At 35.4% G+C, this 19,961-nt stretch carries 18 protein-coding genes and 1 pseudogene; 12 read left to right on the forward strand and 7 right to left on the reverse strand.

Annotated elements, in window-relative coordinates:
• Positions 1-117 precede the first annotated feature (117 nt).
• The 3 genes from DB895_RS11425 to DB895_RS11435 all read right to left on the reverse strand — a co-directional run bounded on the left by DB895_RS11425 (position 118) and on the right by DB895_RS11435 (position 2,931).
• Positions 118-582: a transposase gene (locus DB895_RS11425; RefSeq protein ID WP_394336333.1), complete on the reverse strand. Its 465-nt coding sequence runs from the start codon at positions 580-582 to the stop codon at positions 118-120.
• Positions 583-955: 373 nt separating this feature from the next.
• Entirely contained in the window at positions 956-1,315 is a 360-nt protein-coding gene (locus DB895_RS11430; RefSeq protein ID WP_116725497.1) for a hypothetical protein, read from the reverse strand.
• A 767-nt stretch (positions 1,316-2,082) separates the two neighbouring features.
• Positions 2,083-2,931: an NAD(P)H-hydrate dehydratase gene (locus DB895_RS11435; RefSeq protein WP_116725498.1), complete on the reverse strand. Its 849-nt coding sequence runs from the start codon at positions 2,929-2,931 to the stop codon at positions 2,083-2,085.
• A gap of 502 nt (positions 2,932-3,433) precedes the next feature.
• Between DB895_RS11435 and DB895_RS11440 the strand changes: the two genes are divergently transcribed.
• The 5 genes and pseudogenes from DB895_RS11440 (at position 3,434) to pepT (ending at position 10,450) form a co-directional block, all read left to right on the forward strand.
• Positions 3,434-5,965: a heavy metal translocating P-type ATPase gene (locus tag DB895_RS11440; RefSeq protein WP_116725499.1), complete on the forward strand. Its 2,532-nt coding sequence runs from the start codon at positions 3,434-3,436 to the stop codon at positions 5,963-5,965.
• Positions 5,966-6,095: 130 nt separating this feature from the next.
• Positions 6,096-6,241 (forward strand): annotated as a pseudogene (locus tag DB895_RS14480) (IS982 family transposase); the annotation flags it as partial.
• Positions 6,242-6,466: 225 nt separating this feature from the next.
• Entirely contained in the window at positions 6,467-7,318 is an 852-nt protein-coding gene (locus DB895_RS11445) for a PAS domain-containing protein (RefSeq protein ID WP_116725500.1), read from the forward strand.
• A gap of 505 nt (positions 7,319-7,823) precedes the next feature.
• Entirely contained in the window at positions 7,824-8,981 is a 1,158-nt protein-coding gene (locus DB895_RS11450) for a T9SS type A sorting domain-containing protein (protein WP_116725501.1), read from the forward strand.
• A gap of 173 nt (positions 8,982-9,154) precedes the next feature.
• Positions 9,155-10,450, forward strand: a complete 1,296-nt coding sequence (gene pepT, locus DB895_RS11455) for a peptidase T (protein ID WP_116725502.1) — start codon at positions 9,155-9,157, stop codon at positions 10,448-10,450.
• A 55-nt stretch (positions 10,451-10,505) separates the two neighbouring features.
• Here pepT and yajC read toward each other — a convergent pair whose 3' ends face one another.
• Together yajC and nusB are read right to left on the reverse strand one after the other, a co-directional pair.
• Positions 10,506-10,778 (reverse strand): preprotein translocase subunit YajC, encoded by a 273-nt coding sequence (gene yajC / locus DB895_RS11460; protein ID WP_116725503.1) that lies wholly within the window; start codon positions 10,776-10,778, stop codon positions 10,506-10,508.
• A 68-nt stretch (positions 10,779-10,846) separates the two neighbouring features.
• Complete coding sequence (gene nusB, locus DB895_RS11465; RefSeq protein ID WP_116725504.1) at positions 10,847-11,758, reverse strand: transcription antitermination factor NusB; 912 nt, start codon at positions 11,756-11,758, stop codon at positions 10,847-10,849.
• Between the two features lie 363 nt (positions 11,759-12,121).
• Between nusB and DB895_RS11470 the strand changes: the two genes are divergently transcribed.
• Positions 12,122-13,882 carry an ABC transporter ATP-binding protein gene (locus DB895_RS11470; protein ID WP_116725505.1) on the forward strand — a complete coding sequence of 587 codons (1,761 nt, stop codon included), beginning with the start codon at positions 12,122-12,124 and terminating at the stop codon, positions 13,880-13,882.
• A 98-nt stretch (positions 13,883-13,980) separates the two neighbouring features.
• A complete protein-coding gene (locus DB895_RS11475; protein ID WP_116725506.1) occupies positions 13,981-14,361 on the forward strand; it encodes a PUR family DNA/RNA-binding protein in 381 nt (126 codons plus the stop codon).
• 189 nt (positions 14,362-14,550) lie between these two features.
• Here DB895_RS11475 and DB895_RS11480 read toward each other — a convergent pair whose 3' ends face one another.
• A complete protein-coding gene (locus tag DB895_RS11480) occupies positions 14,551-14,934 on the reverse strand; it encodes a YchJ family protein (RefSeq protein WP_208012164.1) in 384 nt (127 codons plus the stop codon).
• Between the two features lie 375 nt (positions 14,935-15,309).
• On the opposite strand from DB895_RS11480, the gene DB895_RS11485 reads away from it, so the two are divergent.
• The 5 genes from DB895_RS11485 (at position 15,310) to DB895_RS11505 (ending at position 19,239) form a co-directional block, all read left to right on the forward strand.
• Complete coding sequence (locus tag DB895_RS11485) at positions 15,310-15,660, forward strand: translation initiation factor (RefSeq protein WP_116725507.1); 351 nt, start codon at positions 15,310-15,312, stop codon at positions 15,658-15,660.
• A 68-nt stretch (positions 15,661-15,728) separates the two neighbouring features.
• On the forward strand, positions 15,729-16,598 hold the full coding sequence (locus DB895_RS11490) for a nucleoside phosphorylase (RefSeq protein WP_116725508.1): 870 nt from the start codon (positions 15,729-15,731) through the stop codon (positions 16,596-16,598).
• A gap of 428 nt (positions 16,599-17,026) precedes the next feature.
• Positions 17,027-17,959 carry a transglutaminase gene (locus DB895_RS11495; protein ID WP_116725509.1) on the forward strand — a complete coding sequence of 311 codons (933 nt, stop codon included), beginning with the start codon at positions 17,027-17,029 and terminating at the stop codon, positions 17,957-17,959.
• 75 nt (positions 17,960-18,034) lie between these two features.
• Positions 18,035-18,610, forward strand: coding sequence for a DUF3575 domain-containing protein (locus DB895_RS11500; RefSeq protein WP_116725510.1), 576 nt, complete (start codon positions 18,035-18,037; stop codon positions 18,608-18,610).
• 41 nt (positions 18,611-18,651) lie between these two features.
• The gene (locus DB895_RS11505) at positions 18,652-19,239 is read left to right on the forward strand and encodes a hypothetical protein (protein WP_133242672.1); all 588 of its coding nucleotides are present in this window, start codon (positions 18,652-18,654) and stop codon (positions 19,237-19,239) included.
• Here the strand turns inward: DB895_RS11505 and ung are convergent, their stop codons facing one another.
• The gene (gene ung, locus DB895_RS11510; RefSeq protein ID WP_116725512.1) at positions 19,240-19,908 is read right to left on the reverse strand and encodes a uracil-DNA glycosylase; all 669 of its coding nucleotides are present in this window, start codon (positions 19,906-19,908) and stop codon (positions 19,240-19,242) included.
• Positions 19,909-19,961 lie beyond the last annotated feature (53 nt).

Below are 19,961 nucleotides of genomic sequence, written 5' to 3' on the forward strand. Positions count from 1 at the left end.
GGGAACATTTGTCACCCCCCCCGCTGCGCAAAGTCTCCTGACTTTGAGCCATTACCAATTAAAATACTCCCCGCTCCGCAAATGTCTCCCGACTTTGCGGAATTTTATAAAAAACGGTTACTCATAACTATTGTATTTTACGAATGAATTTGAATTTAAAACATTCACAACAGGAATTTCAACTAATTCTATTTCAATAATTTCTTTGCCATCAACATAATTTGATGCACTAGAATAAATATAATCTTGTGGTCTTGAAACTATACCGGCTCGAACGGGATTGAAATGAATATAATCCATTTTTGACCACATAAACTTTTCCGAATAAATTTCTTCGGCATGATTACCATATTGCCACCCGAGCCTGAAAGGCGAACTGACGAAGTAAAATTGAAAATTTTTATTTCTAGAATGTGTTTCTGTTGCCAATTGAAAACGTTCCAGCATCCATTCTCTTCTGCTCTCTGGTTCAATTTGAATTTTTTCGAGAATTGTCTTGGATGTAAATTTTTTAAAATCCCGAAGTAAATTTGAAAGTTCGCCTTTGTCAGATTGTACAATCATGAGTGTATGATTGCTCATTATTACATAACTATTCAAAATCATGCCTATATTCTTTATGCAATATTCAAAACATTCTATAATGCTATCTCTGTATATTTTTCTTGAAAAAACATCAATCCAATCTACGACTGTTGCTGTTAAAAAATGAGGTAGTGTTTTTGTCTCTAATTACAAACCTTCTTTCATAGTGTTTAATTTTAAGTAAAAATATAAAAATATTCCGCAAAGTCTGGAGACATTTGCGGAGCTTTTCATAGGCCCCCCCGCTAGCCTAACGACGCGGATTTATCAAGTACGTGTCCTCTCGACAAAGGATAAATAATACAAGGAACTCGACAATCCTAATAAAAGCAATCTGTTTTGCTCCACTTCATGAGTTCCTTATGAATCATTACCCTTTTATGGTCTTGACCAAAATCGCCACTTCGGCTTTGAGAATTATATTTTCCAGTTCCAGCTGCTTAATTCGGTCGTCTTTAGTAGGATCCGGTTTTACATTATTGGTATAATTTTCCGGAAAAGAAGCCGCAATATCGGCAAAAAAATTATGTTTCAGGGCGTGGCTTATTTCCCAAAGCACTGTGGTTTGAATGCTCTTCTTTTTTGTAAAACCGTCCAGTGTGCTTGGGGATTTTTTCAGCATTCGAGCTAATGCATTTTTGCGGGTGCGCTTTTCTTTAAAATAAGAAATTAACAGCTCTCCCGTATTTGGGGCTGCATCTGGAATGGTAATGGAATTTTCGGGTATCATGGGACCTATTTTATCTGTTTGAAAAACAAATATCGCTTATTTTAATGAATTAATCATCGAATTTATAGTATTTATATAGTGAAAATGAATATTTAATATCCTTTTTATTGTATTTAACTAGTATCTTGTACTAGTTAAACTTCTTTTTAATGGAGTTTATATAGTGTAAAGTACTACATTAATATCTTTTTTATCGGGTTTAACTAGTATCTTGTACTAGTTAAACTTCTTTTTAATGGAGTTTATATAGTATAAAACACTTCTTAAATATCTTTTTTATGGGGTTTAACTAGTATCTCGTACTAATTAATCCTCTTTTTTATGGGGTTTATATAGCGTAAAGCACTACTTAAATTTCCATTTTATGTGGTTTATATAGTATAAAGTATTCCATTTTCATCATTTTTATGGTGTTTCGGTAAAATACAACTGCTGAAATTTATACTCGTGAACACTTACATAATTAAACACAGTCTAAATTTATTTATTCATTAGAAAAAATGTAGCAACTAACACTTTTTCAAATGAAAAAGTGTAATACTGCACACTTTTATGAAGGAATAAAAATTTCATTATAGCTACGGACAGCTCGCGTAAGGGATTGCGGCGGCATCCCGCGCTTTTTTGCGCGGATACAGCCAAAAGCCCGACCCTAAAGTTGAAAATGAGGAAGGCACGACCGAAATTTTAACTTTAGGGTTACGCCCAAAAAACACTGAAATAAAGATTTCGGAATCTGAAACGCTGTGCCGGTTTTGTAGGTTTCTTTATTTGGCTAAACTCAAAAATGCTTTTCCTAAAGTAGCAATTATAGTAGAGGCGATAAATGACTCATGCCCCGTTTCGGGCAGAGCGATATCGGCTGTTAAACCGTGGAGATAAACCCCCAGCAGGGCGGCGTCTAAGGGAGTGTAGGATTGGGCCAGCAAACTGGTTATTATTCCCGTAAGGACGTCTCCGCTTCCGGCAGTGGCTAGGGCGGGGTTTCCGGTGGTGTTTTTGTAAACCGTTTCGCCGGCTACAATATGGGTGGGCGCCCCTTTCATGACCACAATCACGTTGTGTGTTTTAGAAAACGCTATGGTTTTCTCCATTTTTTCTTCATCGGAAGTCCACTTCCCTATGAGGCGTTCCAATTCTTTGGGATGCGGTGTCAGTATGGTGTTTTGGGGTACGAGTGGAAGCCATTTTGGGTTTAATGACAAAATATTTAACGCATCGGCATCTATAACTAACGGACTTTTGTTTTTCAGTAAAAAGTCATGCAGCGCTTTTTGCGTTGGCAGCTCCTGCCCTATGCCCATGCCTATTCCAATAGCGTTAGGGATAAAATCATAGTGGATCTCGCTTAGGTATTTTTCTTTTTCGTCGGTGAGCACCATTACTTCGGGAATGGAAATTTGCACAATTTCATAGCCGCATTTTGGGACAAAGGCAGTTACCAATCCGCAGCCGGTTTTGATGGCGGCTTTGCTGGACAAACACACCGACCCCATTTTGCCATAACTTCCGCCAATGAGTAAGGCGTGTCCCTGAATGCCTTTGTGGGCGTTGGTGGCAACAGGTTTGTATCGTTTTAGGATTGCGGCACGATCAATAGGAATGGGATTTTTCATGGGATTTCTTTGTTTAAAATTACGAAAATTAAACGAATGGGCACTATTTGATATTCAAAAACATTGTCATTAAAGTGGCACTCTAGACATATGGAAGAATTGAAACGTATTAATATAAACAGCTCAATTTAAGGCTTGACTTCGAGGTATTAATAAAGATTATATCCATATCCTATTTTAAAATATTAAATGGCATTATTTGCCCGTCCAGAAGAATAAATTGACTTTTTTAGTTAACTTTAACCCGTTGGGTGTAATTGATGAAAATTTAAATTAATAGAATAAATAAAAAATTGAACCACATAGAAACATAGAAAAAAAGAGTTGGATAGCCCAATACTTGGGTTCACATGGCTATGTTTTTCTCAAATAAAGTGAAACGCCTTTCAAAATTCATAAAATCTATGTTTCTATGTGGCTAAAAATTAAACAATTTTGAATTACACCCAACGGGTTAACTTTATAAATTGTATTTTACCAATGCATAAAAAAACAAATTTTCATGATTCATACCTATACAATCTCTGGAATGTCTTGCGATGGCTGCCGTTCTAAAGTAGAAAAAACACTGAATGCCATTGAGGGAATCGAAGCTACAGTTTCATTACACCCGCCAGTTGCCACCATCAAAACAGAAAAACATATTCCAATTTTTAAACTCCAAAAGGCACTATACACTTCAGGAAACTACATCATAAGCGAAAGCGATTCTGTTGCAACAAATCACAAATCAGACGATAAACCAATAAAAAAATCCTGTTGTGGCACTAAAACACAAAGCGACACCACCTCCCTGCCTCCTAGTGCCTCTGGAAAATACTATTGCCCCATGTTTTGCGAAGGCGAAAAAGTCTATGACAAAGCGGGAGATTGCCCCGTGTGCGGAATGGATTTGGTTAAAGCACCCGAATTAAATGTTAATAAAGTATCTTACACCTGCCCGATGCATCCCGAAATTGTTCAAGACCAACCCGGTTCCTGTCCCATTTGCGGAATGGATTTAGTGCCAATGAAACCCACGGATTCCGAAGAAAACAAGACCTACAATGACTTGATGCGCAAAATGAAAATAGCCGTTGCATTTACGGTTCCGATTTTCGCCATTGCAATGGTCGAAATGATACCCAACAATCCCTTATTGCAACTAATGGATGCCACAAAGTGGAACTGGATCCAATTTTTATTATCGCTTCCTGTTGTTTTTTATGCCTGTTGGATGTTTTTTGTCCGTGCTTGGAAATCCATCCTCACTTGGAATTTGAACATGTTTACCCTTATCGGAATTGGTTCTGGTGTGGCATTTATATTCAGCTTGACGGGACTATTTTTCCCCATGATTTTCCCCTCTGAATTCAAAACCGAAACGGGAACCGTCTTATTGTATTTTGAAGCCACTACCGTCATACTCACTTTGGTTTTACTGGGGCAATTACTGGAAGCCAAAGCCCACGGTCAAACCAGTGGTGCTATAAAAGAACTCTTGAAACTCGCACCAACCGAAGCCACTCTAGTCCTCGACGGAAATGACAAAATAATCTCCATTCACCACATCAAGAAAGGCGATTTATTGCGCGTAAAACCTGGAGAAAAAATCCCCGTGGACGGAAAAATCACTGACGGAGAAAGTACCTTAGACGAATCCATGATTACGGGTGAACCCATTCCCGTGGATAAAAAAGAGGGTGATGCCGTAAGTTCCGGAACCATCAACGGCAACAAATCATTCGTGATGGTTGCCGAAAAAGTGGGATCGGAAACCCTGCTTTCGCAGATTGTGCAAATGGTAAATGATGCCAGCCGATCGAGAGCACCCATCCAGAATTTGGCCGATAGAATCGCCAAATATTTCGTACCCATTGTGGTGCTTATTTCTGTGCTAACCTTTTTTATTTGGACAAATTTTGGCCCAGAACCCGCTCTTGTTTACGGATTCATCAATGCCATTGCCGTATTAATCATTGCCTGTCCCTGTGCCTTGGGGTTGGCAACGCCCATGTCCGTAATGGTTGGTGTTGGCAAAGGAGCCCAATCGGGCGTGTTGATAAAAAATGCTGAAGCTTTAGAGCATATGAACAAGGTCAACGTCTTGATTACAGACAAAACGGGAACATTAACCGAAGGAAAACCATCCGTCGAGCAACTGTATTCCTCCAACAATGAGGAAGACCATTTATTGCAGAGCATCGCTTCATTGAACCAGTACAGCGGACATCCTCTGGCACAAGCCGTAGTCCATTTTGCGAAAGCAAAAAACAGCGCATTAGTAGAAGTCAAAGATTTTGAGTCCATTTCTGGGAAAGGAGTTATAGGAACCGTTGCCAATAAAAAAGTGGCTTTGGGCAATAAAAAGTTGATGGAACAGGTCAAAGCAGCGGTTACCGATGCGCTTGAAAACAAAATCATTGCCGAACAAAAACTGGGCAAAACGGTTTCTTACATTGCTATTGAAGGGGTTGCTGTTGGTTTTGTCTCGATTTCCGATCCCATAAAAACAACCAGCAAGGCAGCCATAAAAGAACTCCTGCGTCAAGGCGTTGAAGTCATCATGCTCACCGGAGACAACGGCAATACGGCCAAGGCGGTTGCCGATGAATTAAACTTAACGTCCTATATAGCGGGTTGCCTGCCTGAAGACAAATTGAAAGAAATTAAGCGTTTGCAAGCCGAAGGAAAAATTGTGGCCATGGCGGGCGACGGGATAAATGATGCTCCCGCATTAGCGCAAGCCGACATAGGCATTGCCATGGGAACGGGAACTGATGTTGCCATAGAAAGCGCCAAAATCACCTTAGTGAAAGGCGATTTGCAAGGCATCGTGAAAGCCAAGAATTTGAGCCATGCGGTCATGAAAAACATCAAACAAAACTTGTTTTTTGCGTTTTTGTACAACACCCTCGGAATTCCAATAGCGGCGGGAGTTTTGTATCCGTTTTTTGGCATTTTGCTTTCGCCGATGATAGCCGCCCTGGCAATGAGTTTTAGCTCGGTTTCCGTGATAGTAAATGCGTTGCGATTGCGAAAACTGAAACTTTAAAGGAAAGAAAGATTTTATTTAGCATCAAAAATGATGATGAAAATGCGTAGTTTGCAGCAATCAAAAAGTCCTTTCGAGGTTTTGTATTATTTTCTATATATTAGCGAATCAAAAAGAAACCCATAAAACTGCTTCTCAAAAAAGTCATTTTTATGGTTATAAACTTCACGCAGTTTGCATAGAAACTTTATTCCCTCAATTGTGCCCCCAATTTATGATTAGAAGTAATTATGCTAAATTTTTTCATGGTTTATAACAAGAATATTAAGCAAATTATTTAATAATGCACTACGAGGTTTTTTAATTATTTTTTAATATATTTAAAACCATTTTTTAAATGGATAATTGTGTGCAATTTATTTAGTATCAATCAGTTCCTTCGTTTTGTATAATACCATTGTATTTTTCATTCAGTAATGCCTTTAACTATTGGGATTGTTGGATTAATTTGAAATAATTAATGGCATTAACAATTGGGGTAACACAAAACAAACATGGGAAATGTCAAAACCAACATACGAAGAATTACTAAAAAAAATAAAAGATCAAAAATTAGAAATCAAAAGTATATTGTCAAAAGAACAATTGATCCCCTATTTTGATTTCTTTATTAAAGAATCGCCGGATTTAATATGTATAGCAGGCACCGATGCCTATTTTAAACAAATCAATGCCGCTTTTACCAAAGTTTTGGGGTATTCAACAAAAGAATTGCTTTCCCAACCTTTTACAAAATTTATTCACCCTGAGGATCTCGATAGTACCTATTTGGCAGTCGAAAAACTATCCCTGGGAAATCCTGTTATTGATTTTGAAAACAGGTACCTAAAAAAAAATGGAGAGTGGGTTTATTTGCAATGGAGAGCAAATCTTAATTCTTCCAACAACTTGATTTATGCCATAGCCAGAGATATTACAATCAAAAAAAAGATCAGTGAAAAACTTATCGTTAGTGAAAAATTGCTAAATGAAGCTCTAAAAATAGCAAAATTAGGATGCTGGGAATTCAATTTAATCACTAATGAATTGATTTGGACCGAAGAGCTCTATGAAATTTTTGAAATTGAAAATAAGCCCAACCAAAAATTATATTTGGACTATCTCTCTCGGTTTTCTAATTCAGACATTACTAAATTACAAGACAAGATTAATAAAACCATTCATGATAAAAAGCCCTACAAGATGGAACATCGCTTGCTTTTACCAAATAATCAGATAAAATGGGTGTACAGCACCGGAATTCCGGTATTAAACAATGAAGGTATTGTTTCTGGTTTAAGGGGAATTGCCCAAGACATAACGCAAAGGAAAAATTCCAAAAAGATTAAACCCAAAAAACCAATTATAAAATAGCATAAATTAAGCCCCCATTCCCAGACTAAACGAAGTGTTTGGTTTAAGCTATGCGATGGTATCCCGACCTCGCAGCAATAAAGAAAAGCAAAACGACATATTATTATTGAAAAATCCCCCTATCTAAAGAAAGCACGACTCCCGAAATTGAGTTTACACAAAATTCTGTCCAAGTCTCCTAATACAAAGTAAAAACAGAATTAAAACAGCTCACAAAAACACAACATATATCTAAAAATCAATTAGTTATAATTGTTATTCATGAAATAATTCACTAACTTTAATGGTCTGGTAATTTTTTCGGATTGTCCAAAATCAGACAAAAAGTTGGCTGTTGTTGCGGGGTATTTAAGTTAAAAAATCAAAAAAAAGTAACAGACAGCGTAATGGAGCCTACGGTTTCAAACTTGGAGACCGTAACCGCATTAATTGTGGATATTCATTTCTTCTAAAAATGAGGAAATATCGATTAGCAAAAGCGTAAAAAACTTAAATTAATCACATAATGAAAACACAAATTACTTACAAAACAATCAGAAGAAGTTTGGGCACACTGGCAATGCTACTTGGGTGCCTTCTCTCAGGCTTCAATTCATTCGGTCAAAAAATCCAAACGTCCACAACGGAAACTTGGAAAAATGAAAATTGGGGAAATTTAGCCAAAACAAACTTTACCTATGACAGCAATGGATATTTGGTTCATAATCTTTCACAAAGTTGGGACATCAATTCTTGGAGTGACAACTCCCAATCTGATTACATCAACAATTTGGACGGAACAGTAAACCAAATGACCTCTCAATTGTGGGATACCGAAGCCAATGCTTGGCTTAACACCCAAAGGGTTTCGTATACCTACACTGCAGCTAAAAAAGTAATGTCATCCGTTTCCGAATTTTGGATTGCCACAAATTGGCAGTTCTATTTAAGACAAACCAATACCTATGATAGCAATGGTTATCTGACTAAAAATTTGTCGCAAATGTGGGACTATTTGACCCCATGGAAAAACACCTCCCAAACCCTTTTTACCAATAATCCTAACGGAACTCCTTCCCAAACGGTTTTTCAGTCCTGGAACGGGGTTAATGCGTGGAACGATTTTGAAAGAATAACCTATACTTATACTGCTACAGATAAAGTATTAACCGCTATTACGGAAACTTGGGCAACGCCTAATTGGGTAAACCTGAATAGGGAAACTAACACGTATGATGGTAACGGTTATTTAACTAACAGCCTATCACAAGATTGGGTGGTTTCTCCCAATGGATGGAAAAATGAAAGTCAAACCAATTATACCAATTTGGGTGATGGAACTCCTGCCCAGATTATTACTCAAAATTGGGATGATACTGGCAGCGCATGGAAAAATTCTTTAAGAATAACCTTTACTTATGCTCCGTTAGCCGTCAACAATGCTGTTTCTGAAAAAGGGTTCGCTATCTTTCCCAATCCTGCACAGGATAGGATTACCATCAAAACAAACAATGCCATTCGGGGAATTACCTATTTGATCTATGACCAAATGGGGAGAAAATTCCTGAATGGAACACTAAACCTGGCAGAAACCGTTATTGACGTTAACCAATTAGCCACTGGCATCTATTTTATTCAGATGGGAGAAAATAAAGAACAGACTATAAAAATGATGAAGAAATAAAACATAAATACTTCAATACAATGTAGAAAGCCTAGTCCGTTTAACTAGGCTTTTCTCATTTGTTAAAAAAAAGGATAAATATAAAACTGAAATGCTGTTTCTAAAAACTTAACATTAGCGAATGCTTTTAAGTTTTATCTTTACTACCATTTAATTCAACTTTACGAAACAATATGCAACACATCATAGACCGATTTATCAGCTACGTTACCATTGATACTGAATCAGATCCAAAATCAGACACCACTCCCAGTACTAAGAAACAATTAGTACTTGCTAATTTATTAGTCAAAGAACTCAAAGCAATCGGGATGATTGAAGTTACAAAAGACACTAATGGGTACATTATGGCAACTTTGCCAAGCAACCTAGAGCACGAAGTGCCCACCATAGGGTTTGTTTCTCACTATGACACTTCTCCTGATTTTACTGGAGCAAACGTGAAACCACAAATCACAACCAATTATGATGGTGGTGATATTATTTTGAATGCGGAACGAAACATCGTTTTGTCTCCAAATTATTTCAAAGATTTAATACAGTATAAAGGCCAGACTTTAATTACCACAGACGGAACAACCTTGCTTGGTGCCGATGACAAAGCAGGATTGACAGAAATTATTACCGCAATGGAATATTTGATCCAAAATCCTACGGTTAAACACGGAAAAATCAGGGTTGGATTTACTCCCGACGAAGAAATAGGCCGTGGCGCCGATAAATTTGATGTAGGGAAATTTGGTGCCCAATGGGCTTACACTATGGACGGGAGCCAGATTGGCGAATTGGAATATGAAAATTTTAATGCCGCAGGAGCGAAAATTACTTTCAAAGGAAAAAGCGTTCATCCCGGTTATTCTAAAGGAAAGATGATTAATTCCATGCTCCTCGCCAACGATTTTATTAATGAACTCCCAAAAGGGGAAATTCCGCAAGAAACCAAAGGATATCAAGGATTTTTCCATGTGCATCACTTAACGGGAAGCATTGAAGAAACGGTTTTAGAATTGATTATTCGTGATCACAATGCCAAAAAATTCAAAAAAAGAAAAGATTTAATTCACGATATTACCAAGAAATTCAATAAAAAATTTGCCAAACAATTTGGGGAAGATATTGTAATTACGGAAATCAAAGACCAGTATTACAATATGAAAGAAATGGTGGAACCCGTAATGTTCATTGTGGATTTAGCAGAAAAAGCCATGAAAGATTTGGGTATAAAACCCTTAATAAAACCCATTCGTGGCGGAACGGACGGTTCCAGACTCTCTTATATGGGACTACCCTGCCCCAATATTTTTGCAGGTGGACATAACTTTCATGGAAAATACGAATACGTCCCTATAGAAAGCATGCAAAAAGCAATAGATGTTATCATAAAAATTGCGGAATTGACCGCAACAACTGATTTTTCAGTGAAAGAAATAACTAAACCAAAAAAGTCAAAATCCAAAAAGAAAAAATAAGTATTAGACACAAAAAAGCCTCAAGTGATTGAGGCTTTTTTGTGTCATAAAAAGTTTATTTTTTATTCAGCTCAGCACTCATTTCCATAGAAATTGCAGAGCGCTCCATTTTTAATTTCCCTGACATGGTTTCAATAACCACTGTGGTTTCCGCTAATTCGGCAATTTTTCCGTGAATGCCACTTTTAGTAATAATTTTATCACCGGCTTTTAAATCAGCTTCAAATTGTTTTTCTTGTTTTGCCTTTTTTTGTTGTGGTCGAATCATAAAAAAATAAATGACTACAAACATTAAGATAAAAGGTGCGAATTGTTGAATTTGTTCCATGTGTTTTGAATGTGATGTTATTCCGAAATTTTCCGGCTTTTTAATATTATTATTGTTTTTATTTGCTATTACATTAAACCTCTGCCGGTTTTATTAATCCGTTTGTCCGTTTGGAATTCTTTTACCAAATTGTCTAAAATTCCGTTGATAAAAATACTGCTTTTAGGAGTAGAATATTCTTTGGCTACTTCTAAATATTCGTTAATTGTTACTTTTACCGGAATGGATGGAAATTTTAAAAATTCACAGATCGCCATTTTTAAAATAATAGTATCAATCTCTGCAATTCGTTCAGTATCCCAGTTCGGAGTTTTATCAATGTATTCTTTGGCTAATTCCCCTTCGTTTAAAACCGTTTTCCTAAACAAATTGATTACAAACTCCTTATCCTCTGTATCCTTATACAATTTAGGAACTTTAAAACTTTCTTCTTCAGATGCATCTAAAGCATTCAATTGTTTGATAATTTGTGTATTTACCAAAGGAATATCGTCAACCCAAGTCAATTTATTGTCCTCTAAATATTCGTATAATTTATCATTGGCAGCTATTACATCCGTAAAAAGCGCTATAATAAATTGCTTGTCTTCCTCAAAATTATTCGTCTTATTGCTCATGTACTTTCCATACAATTCGCTTTCTTTAATTGCCGCCAGAAGTAGCAAAATATAATCGTCATTCAAGGTCCAATTATTAATTTTTCTGGTTTCTAATGCTATGCTTAACGAATTGTTTTCGGCCAGCAATTGAAAAATGGCATTATTAATGAATTTCTTGTTTGGATTTCGTTCTTCGGGAGTAGCAAGATGTTTTTGACTGGATTTTTCTAGATAAACTGACTCCTTTTTGCAAATTTCAATCAATGAAGAAAGCATAACCAAATACAAATCTTGAATATTTTCGATGCTAAAAAGCAAGAATTTTTCCTCTTTTTCTAAACTGTCTGAACCATTTTGATGCATCGCATAAATGGATTGCATTACTTTAACACGGATATGTCTTCTATTTAACACTATGTAAGAACTTTTAAAAAATTATGGAGCGAAAGAAAATCTTAGGCGGTGCAAAAATAGCAATAATATTGAAACCCTAAATTATTTAGCTTGTTCTTTTTATCCTTTACATGAATTTGATATTTCTGCGAGCGGAATATTGGTTTCCCAATGCATCCTAAATAAGATTTTAAAATTTCATTTCCTCTATTAACCAATTCACTTGTTTTCATATTCCTGACTTTCATAAAAAACGCCCAAAGTTGGATTGCGGATTCAAATTATTACTTTGAAACCAGTATCTTTGCGGTTGAGATTTTACTGCATTAATCAAACGATTTTCATAATAGAATGAAAGAATTACAATATTTAAACAAATATTTCGTCAAATACAAATACAGTTTTCTACTTGGGATTGTAACTACAATAGCGGCCCAAATTTTCTCTCTATTTACACCAAAACTCATCAGCAAATCGTTTAAATCCATTGAAGATTTTGCTAAACAAGGACATGTTGACCCATCATTCATTCAAAAAGAATTATTACACAATATTTTGTTGATAATTGCCACAACAATAATTGCCGGATTTCTTACTTTCTTGATGCGACAAACTTTAATTGTCATGTCACGTCACATCGAATTTGATTTAAAAAATGAAGTTTTCCGTCAATACGAAAATTTATCACAGCGTTTTTACAAGCAAAATCGTACCGGTGATTTAATGAACCGAATTAGTGAAGATGTCGGGAAAGTGCGAATGTATGTTGGCCCAGCGGTAATGTACACCATCAATACCTTCATCCGATTTGCGATTGTTATTGTCTATATGTATAATGTTTCTCCACGATTAACATTATACACCATACTCCCGCTTCCGGTATTGTCGTATGCTATTTTTAAATTAAGCTCTCAAATCAACAAACGGAGTACTATTTTTCAACAATATTTATCTAAAATTTCCAGTTTTACCCAAGAGATTTTCTCCGGAATTCGAGTAATCAAAGCCTATTCTTTAGAAAATCAACACCAGGAAAATTTGATCAATTTATCTATGGAGAGCAAAGCCAAAAGCATGAGTTTGGCCAAGGTTCAATCCTTATTTGGCCCGTTAATGTTGGCTTTAATAGGAGTGAGTAACTTAGTTGTGATTTATTTTGGTGGTATGATGTACATCAACGGAAGCATTAAAAGCATTGGTACCATTGCTGAATTTATTCTTTATGTCAACATGCTTACTTGGCCTGTGGCTTCTTTGGGTTGGGTTTCCTCCATGGTTCAAGAGGCCGAAGCCTCTCAAAAGCGGATCAATGAATTTTTAAAAATACAGCCCGACATTCAAAACATGCATATTGAAAAATCAATTATAAAAGGAGCTATTGAATTCAAAAACGTAAGTTTCACCTATGATGACACGCATATTAAGGCCTTGCAAAACGTAAGTTTCACCATTAACAAAGGAGAAACTTTAGCTATATTAGGGAAAACAGGCGCCGGAAAATCGAGTATCCTATCCCTGATTAGTAGATTATATGACGTTACCAATGGCGAAATCTTGATTGACGGAACCGAAATTAGTCAAGTTAATTTGTATGACTTGCGCAACAGCATTGGCATTGTTCCACAAGATGCATTTTTGTTTTCGGATACGATAAAAAACAACATCAAATTTGGTAAGGAAAATGCAACCGATGACGAAGTAATAACAGCTGCAAAAAAAGCGGTTGTTCATGAAAACATCATCAATTTTAATTTGCAATATGAAACCATTTTGGGTGAGCGGGGTATCACTCTTTCTGGAGGACAAAAGCAACGGGTTTCTATTGCAAGAGCGATTATTAAAGATGCCCCCATTTTGTTATTAGACGATTGTCTTTCTGCTGTTGATACTGAAACTGAGGAAGCCATCTTGAATAATTTATTGGCAATCTGCAAAGACAAAACTACCATTATTGTGAGCCATCGGGTTTCATCGGCTAAAAATGCAGATAAAATTATCATACTTGAAGAAGGAAAAATTATCGAACAAGGTTCTCATAATCAATTAATAAACGAAAAAGGATATTATGCGGCTTTGTATTTGAAGCAACTTTCAGAAAAAGAATTGACCTAATTGTTGTTTTGTAATACTATTTTTATCATTTTTGACACGAGCAATAGCGAATTGGCGAAGCAAACGTAATTGAACGCAAACTAATTGATAGAAGGATTATGAGAGAAAATGATATGCTAGAAAAAGAAGAAATTTTTTCTAAGGTTTTAAGAGCAGGTAGAAGAACTTACTTCTTTGACGTGAGAGCTACAAAAGCTGATGATTATTACATTACAATTACCGAAAGCAAAAAATTTACCGAAGAAGACGGTTCGTTTCACTTCAAAAAACACAAAATTTACTTGTATAAGGAAGATTTTACCGCTTTTTCGGAAATTCTGGAGGAAATGACATCTTATGTTTTAAACCATAAAGGGGAAGAAGTAATTTCAGAAAGACATCAAAAAGATTTCAAGAAAGAATTCGCTTTCGAAAAAGCCGAAGATGAACATCGAATTTTAGATAAAAGTTTTACGGATATTGAGTTTGATGATATTTAATATTTAGAAAAAATACAATAGACAAAGGTCAAATAAAGTTCTGAAAGTCATCTGATTTTCAGAACTTTTTATTTGAAATAAAAACTGTTTCTACAAAATCCTGGATTAAATTTGTAATGAGGATAATAATAATCCAAGTCTTTTTGCTGGAAAGTAATAGGATGAAATTAAGCATCTTTCTAATAAAAATCAATCCAAAAATTGTCCATCTACATAATACCAACTACCATTCTCTAATGTAAAGGTGGATAATTCATGATGGATTTGCTCTTGGAATTTTTCATTCGTAAAATGTGCTTTGAATTCAACCGTATCTTCATTAAAATTAACGATTTCCAATTTTGTCCACTGGTTGGCAGTTGCCCAGTTGTAAATATCAACTTTAGAATAATATTTCCGTTTTGAGTTGTGCGTTGTTTCTAGTAAATAGAACACTTCATGTGTTGCATAAGCTGAATAACGAGAACGCATTAAGGCTAAAGCCGTTGGCGCTTTTTTTATCTGTTGAATGTAAGGTTGGCAACAATTCTGAAAAAGAGTCCCGGAACCGCAATGGCATTGGATTGACATCATTTTAATACTTAAAAATTGGAATACAAAAGTACTGGATTCTCTAATTCTGGATACTTCTTTTTGATTTTATTTCTTCAATCGTGGAATGAAAATTACATTTCTGATTGTAATGATTTAAATCCATAATACACGAAATTAGTGTTGAAACTGAATTAAAAGTTACGCTTTTAAAATGGAATTCTACCTTTATAGTTCCATTATTTCTATGTTACCCAGTAGCATAAAAGAATGTTACATTCATAAAAAATCATGTTGAAACAATTTACACCAGCTTAAAGGATTTTTTTTCAAGAAAATGTTTAATTTTGCTTAATGTGTAGTTTTTTAATATTTACTTTGCGAATCTAAAAGTTATCAGCGTTCCATCATCAAATTATGGCAAAAAAATCAAACAGTTTAGAAGATTTGGGTGGCTTTGTGTTCTCTACGAATAAGGATTTTGAGTTTGACACTCATTCTGAAATCGAAGAAACTTTAGCCAACGGTAAGCAAAGACTTGAAGCCCATTTGGACAAAAAAAATCGTGGCGGAAAAGTGGCCACCATTATCAAAGGTTTTCAGGGCAACGAAGAGGATTTAAAAACGTTGGGCAAAATGCTTAAAACCAAATGCGGTGTAGGTGGTGCCGTAAAGGATAATGAAATCATTATTCAAGGCAATTTTAGAGATAAAATAATGGAAATTTTGAAAAATGAAGGCTACACTATAAAACGCATTGGCGGGTAGAAAACGTAACAAGTGTAAGTAAATGCTTCACTAAAATATATAATCTTAAATAATAAACAATAACTATAATGATAAAATCATCAGAATTGATACTTAATCCAGACGGAAGTGTGTATCATTTAAATCTTAAGCCAGAACATATTGCAAACGATATCATTTTTGTAGGCGATCAGAATCGAGTAGAAAAAATAACCCAATTTTTTGACAGTATCGAATTTTCAACCCAAAAAAGGGAATTCAAAACCCAAACAGGAATTTTTAAAGGCAAGCGCATCACTGTGATGTCTACCGGAATAGGCCCTGACAATATTGACATTGTCATGAACGAATTGGATGCCCTAGTAAATATTGATTTGGAAACCAGAGAGCCAAAAGAAAAACTGACATCGTTGAATATCATCCGAATAGGGACTTCAGGCTCACTTCAAGCCGATATTCCAGTAGATAGTTTTGTAATGTCAAAATTTGGATTGGGATTAGACAACATGCTCCGCTCCTACTTGATTGACAATATTTCTCAAGTCGCTATGGAAGATGCTTTCATTTCCCATACCAATTGGGATTTAAGGAAAGGAAGACCTTATGTCATTTCATGCTCAGAAAAACTGGAAAAAGTTATTGAAAGTGACAAAATACACAAGGGGATTACCGCAACTGCCGGAGGATTTTACGGCCCACAGGGTCGGGTTCTGCGTTTGGAAATACAAGATGAGAATTTGAATGGTAAAATGGACAATTTCAAATTTGAAGATGACCGAATCACCAATCTTGAAATGGAAACTGGTGCTATTTACGGACTTTCAGCACTTTTAGGACACCAAGCCTTATCGTTAAATGCTATAATAGCCAATCGTGCCACGGGCACTTTTAGTGCAGATCCCTACAAAGCCGTTGACGAATTGATTGCTTATTCCCTAGAAAAATTGGCAGCAAATTAAATAATCCGAAGCTTTTCCCTGATTCACAATTCTATCTTTTTGTCCGCTTTTTGGCGGACAAAAAGTATTTTGAGATGAACCTAAGTTCGCAGAAATTCCCTTTTTGAAGTTGTCATAACTTTAAATATTGAAAAAAATCACTTCCAAAAAAGTTGTCGAAATTCCTGAATACATTAATTCCACTTGTTGCTTATCTACTCAAAAATTAAAATCAATTGTATTCACTGACAAAATTGAGGCATTAAATACAACTTAAAAATAAAAACTTTTCAAGAATGTTTATACCTAACCGTATGGTTATAAAAACATTTAAAGAAATAAATGTTAAACAAAATTCAAAATCAACTATTTGAGCTCAAAATTATTGATAAAAAAGGTACTTTTGCTAATACGGTAAACGCAAAATAGCTTTCACCTTTTAGGTTCCTATGATAAAGGCAAAAAATATTTCTATTCAGAATATTAGGCAGCAACTTCAGGTAAAAAAACCTTGGGACGATGTCATCATTTTTGTTTTGAATATCTTGATTGCAGTTCCTGTTTTTATCATTATCCACCAAAATATAATTACTACCGATTGGTTTTTTAATGTTGACAGAATTCTATTGTTTTTACTGATATTGGTAATTATCCAGTTAGTATTACGAATTTTAAGAACGATTATTATTGCCTGTATTGGCCTATACTTGACGGCTTTAGTGTTCGGAAGTTTTTCTGGCAACTATGGGTTTTCAAGTGTTTTTGAAGATTATCGGTATATGGTGTATTCCATGTCGGATAATCCACATCCCCAGGATTTGATTTTATCCAAATTACTTCCTTTTCCCAACAAGTCAAAAATACTTAATGCCATTGAATATGAGAATCAAAAAGTAAGGGATTTTTCATTAATGGCCACTTCAAAAAATTTCAAACACCTCCGTGGCTATCCTAAATACCGAACCGTTATTCAATGTTTTGCGATTTTTAAAGAAATCAATAGCAGATGGAATTATGTCAATGACCCTAAAGGGCGGGAATATATAGCCAAGGCATCCGAATCCTTACTCTATTTTTCGGGTGATTGCGATGATCATTCCATATTAATGGCTGCCTGCGTAAAATCTATCGGAGGAACACCACGATTAATCCATACAGGCGGACATATTTATCCTGAAATATTAATAGGAAATCATACGGATTTAGAAACCATAAATTACTTGGTCAAAAAAGTTCTTTTTGAACAGGAAAGCAAAGGAAAAAAAATCCATTATCACATTGATGAACGCGGTCAAGTTTGGTTAAATTTAGATTACACGGCCACCTATCCCGGCGGTCCATTCATGTCAGAAGAAATTTTGGGAGCTTTAACCTTAGACTGATTTTATTTGTTCTTTATGTCATATATTAAGAGGGATTTTTCTTATTTTAGCTCTCTCTAACAAACATTTTCTGTCATGAAGAAGTTCCTTTTTATACTCCTGCTATTTGTTCAGTGCATGAATGCACAAGATACCATGAAGTCTGGACTATCCAAAAGACATAATGAATTCAGGGTTAATATTTTAACATTAATTGCCACTTCAAAATTAAATCTAACCTACGAACGTTTTTTGAGCAAAAATTATTCTTTAGGTTTAAGCGGAAATTATTCCAACAGCAAAAAAGTCAATGATGATTTTGATCAAGGATTCAGAAATACATTTCAAAAATATGAAATCACCCCTTTTGCCAGATATAATTTTACAACCAGCATAAACCGATACTATTTTGCTGAAGTTTTTGTATCAGCAAACGGTGGGAATTTTAGGGAAACCGTTCGTTTAGTTGATGAAAACAATTATGGGTATTACGCCATTCAAAAAACTACTTATACTGATTTGGCCATTGGTGCGTCTGCGGGTTACAAAATGTATTTTAAAGAAAAATTTGGAATAGAAATTATAGTCGGTATCGGAAGAAATCTAATTAACAGAGCTAAAAGTTCTGATTTTCCTCCAAGAGTCGGGTTGAGTTTTGGTTATCGATTTTAATACTCAAATATTAGTTTCCTCATTAAACAACCATTAGACACATGAAAACTTTAAAACATACAATCCTTTTACTAACTACTGTCATAATGACCGTTAGCTGTTCTAACAAAGATAGCGAGTTTTATAATGATGTGTTTGTAAACTCCCCGAATTTAGTTTCCGTTGAACTGGTTCCTGATGCAATGTTGAAACAAACTTTATATATAAATGCCAATATTCCGAGATACATCACAGAAGCGAATCAAACAAATAAGTTGGATATTTATAAAACTACGGGAGGAGCAACTAGGTTGTATTTCTCTTATGAACTAGAAAAGAAAATAGATGCCAATTGGTCAATAGTTGGAATTGCAGATAACCAACTTACTACTATAAATGGGGAAGCTTTTTCTGGTTCGTTTATTTATGGAAGTTCAATTTATAATCCCGCAACTAAAATCTACGAATACCGAGTTGGAATCAAATCGCTTGCTCCAGGTCAATACAGACTGAGTTTTGGATATAACAGCAATTCCACCACGGATGTCGAATTTCGTTCCGAAAGTGTTGGAAACAACTTGTTTTTAAATCTTAATTCGACATACTCCGCTTTGGACGGTGGCGGGTATTATTCTTTTACGATAAACTAATCACCAGTTAATCTCCGGTATTCCGTTAGATTTTAAATAATCATTGGTTTTGCTAAAATGCCTGTTGCCGAACCATTTCCCTTGATTGGCACTCATTGGCGATGGATGACCGCATTCTAAAACCAAATGTTTTTTCCGGTCTATTTTCAACCCTTTTTTATGGGCAAAACTTCCCCAAAGCAAAAAAACCACATGCTCTTTTTGGTTGGAAATAGTTTCGATAACCGCATCCGTAAAAACATTCCATTTCAAATGTTTGTGACTATTTGGATTGTCTTTTCTGACTGAAAGTGATGCATTTAAAAGTAAAACGCCCTGTTTCGCCCAACACTCTAAATTGCCCGAAGTAGGCATAAAGATAGTTCCTAAATCATCGTTCAATTCCCGAAAAATATTACGCAAGGAAGGTGGAATCCGCACGCCATCATTAACAGAAAAACACAAACCGTTGGCTTCTCCTTCCCCATGATAAGGATCCTGACCTATGATTACGACTTTTAAATCATCAAAAGAACAATAATCAAAAGCTGCAAAAAGTAACTCTTTTGGCGGAAAGCAAATATGATTTTGATATTCTTCGTCGACGGTTTTTACTAACTCCAAAAAATAAGGTTTCTTAATTTCTTCGGATAAAACGCTTTGCCAAGAGGGATGAATATCAATAAACATACTATAATTTTTTCCAAAAATATGAAATTCTCATCCAATAAGACTTTGAACCT

The sequence above is a fragment of the Flavobacterium psychrotolerans genome, from assembly GCF_003097635.1.
Classification (GTDB): Bacteria; Bacteroidota; Bacteroidia; order Flavobacteriales; family Flavobacteriaceae; genus Flavobacterium; species Flavobacterium psychrotolerans.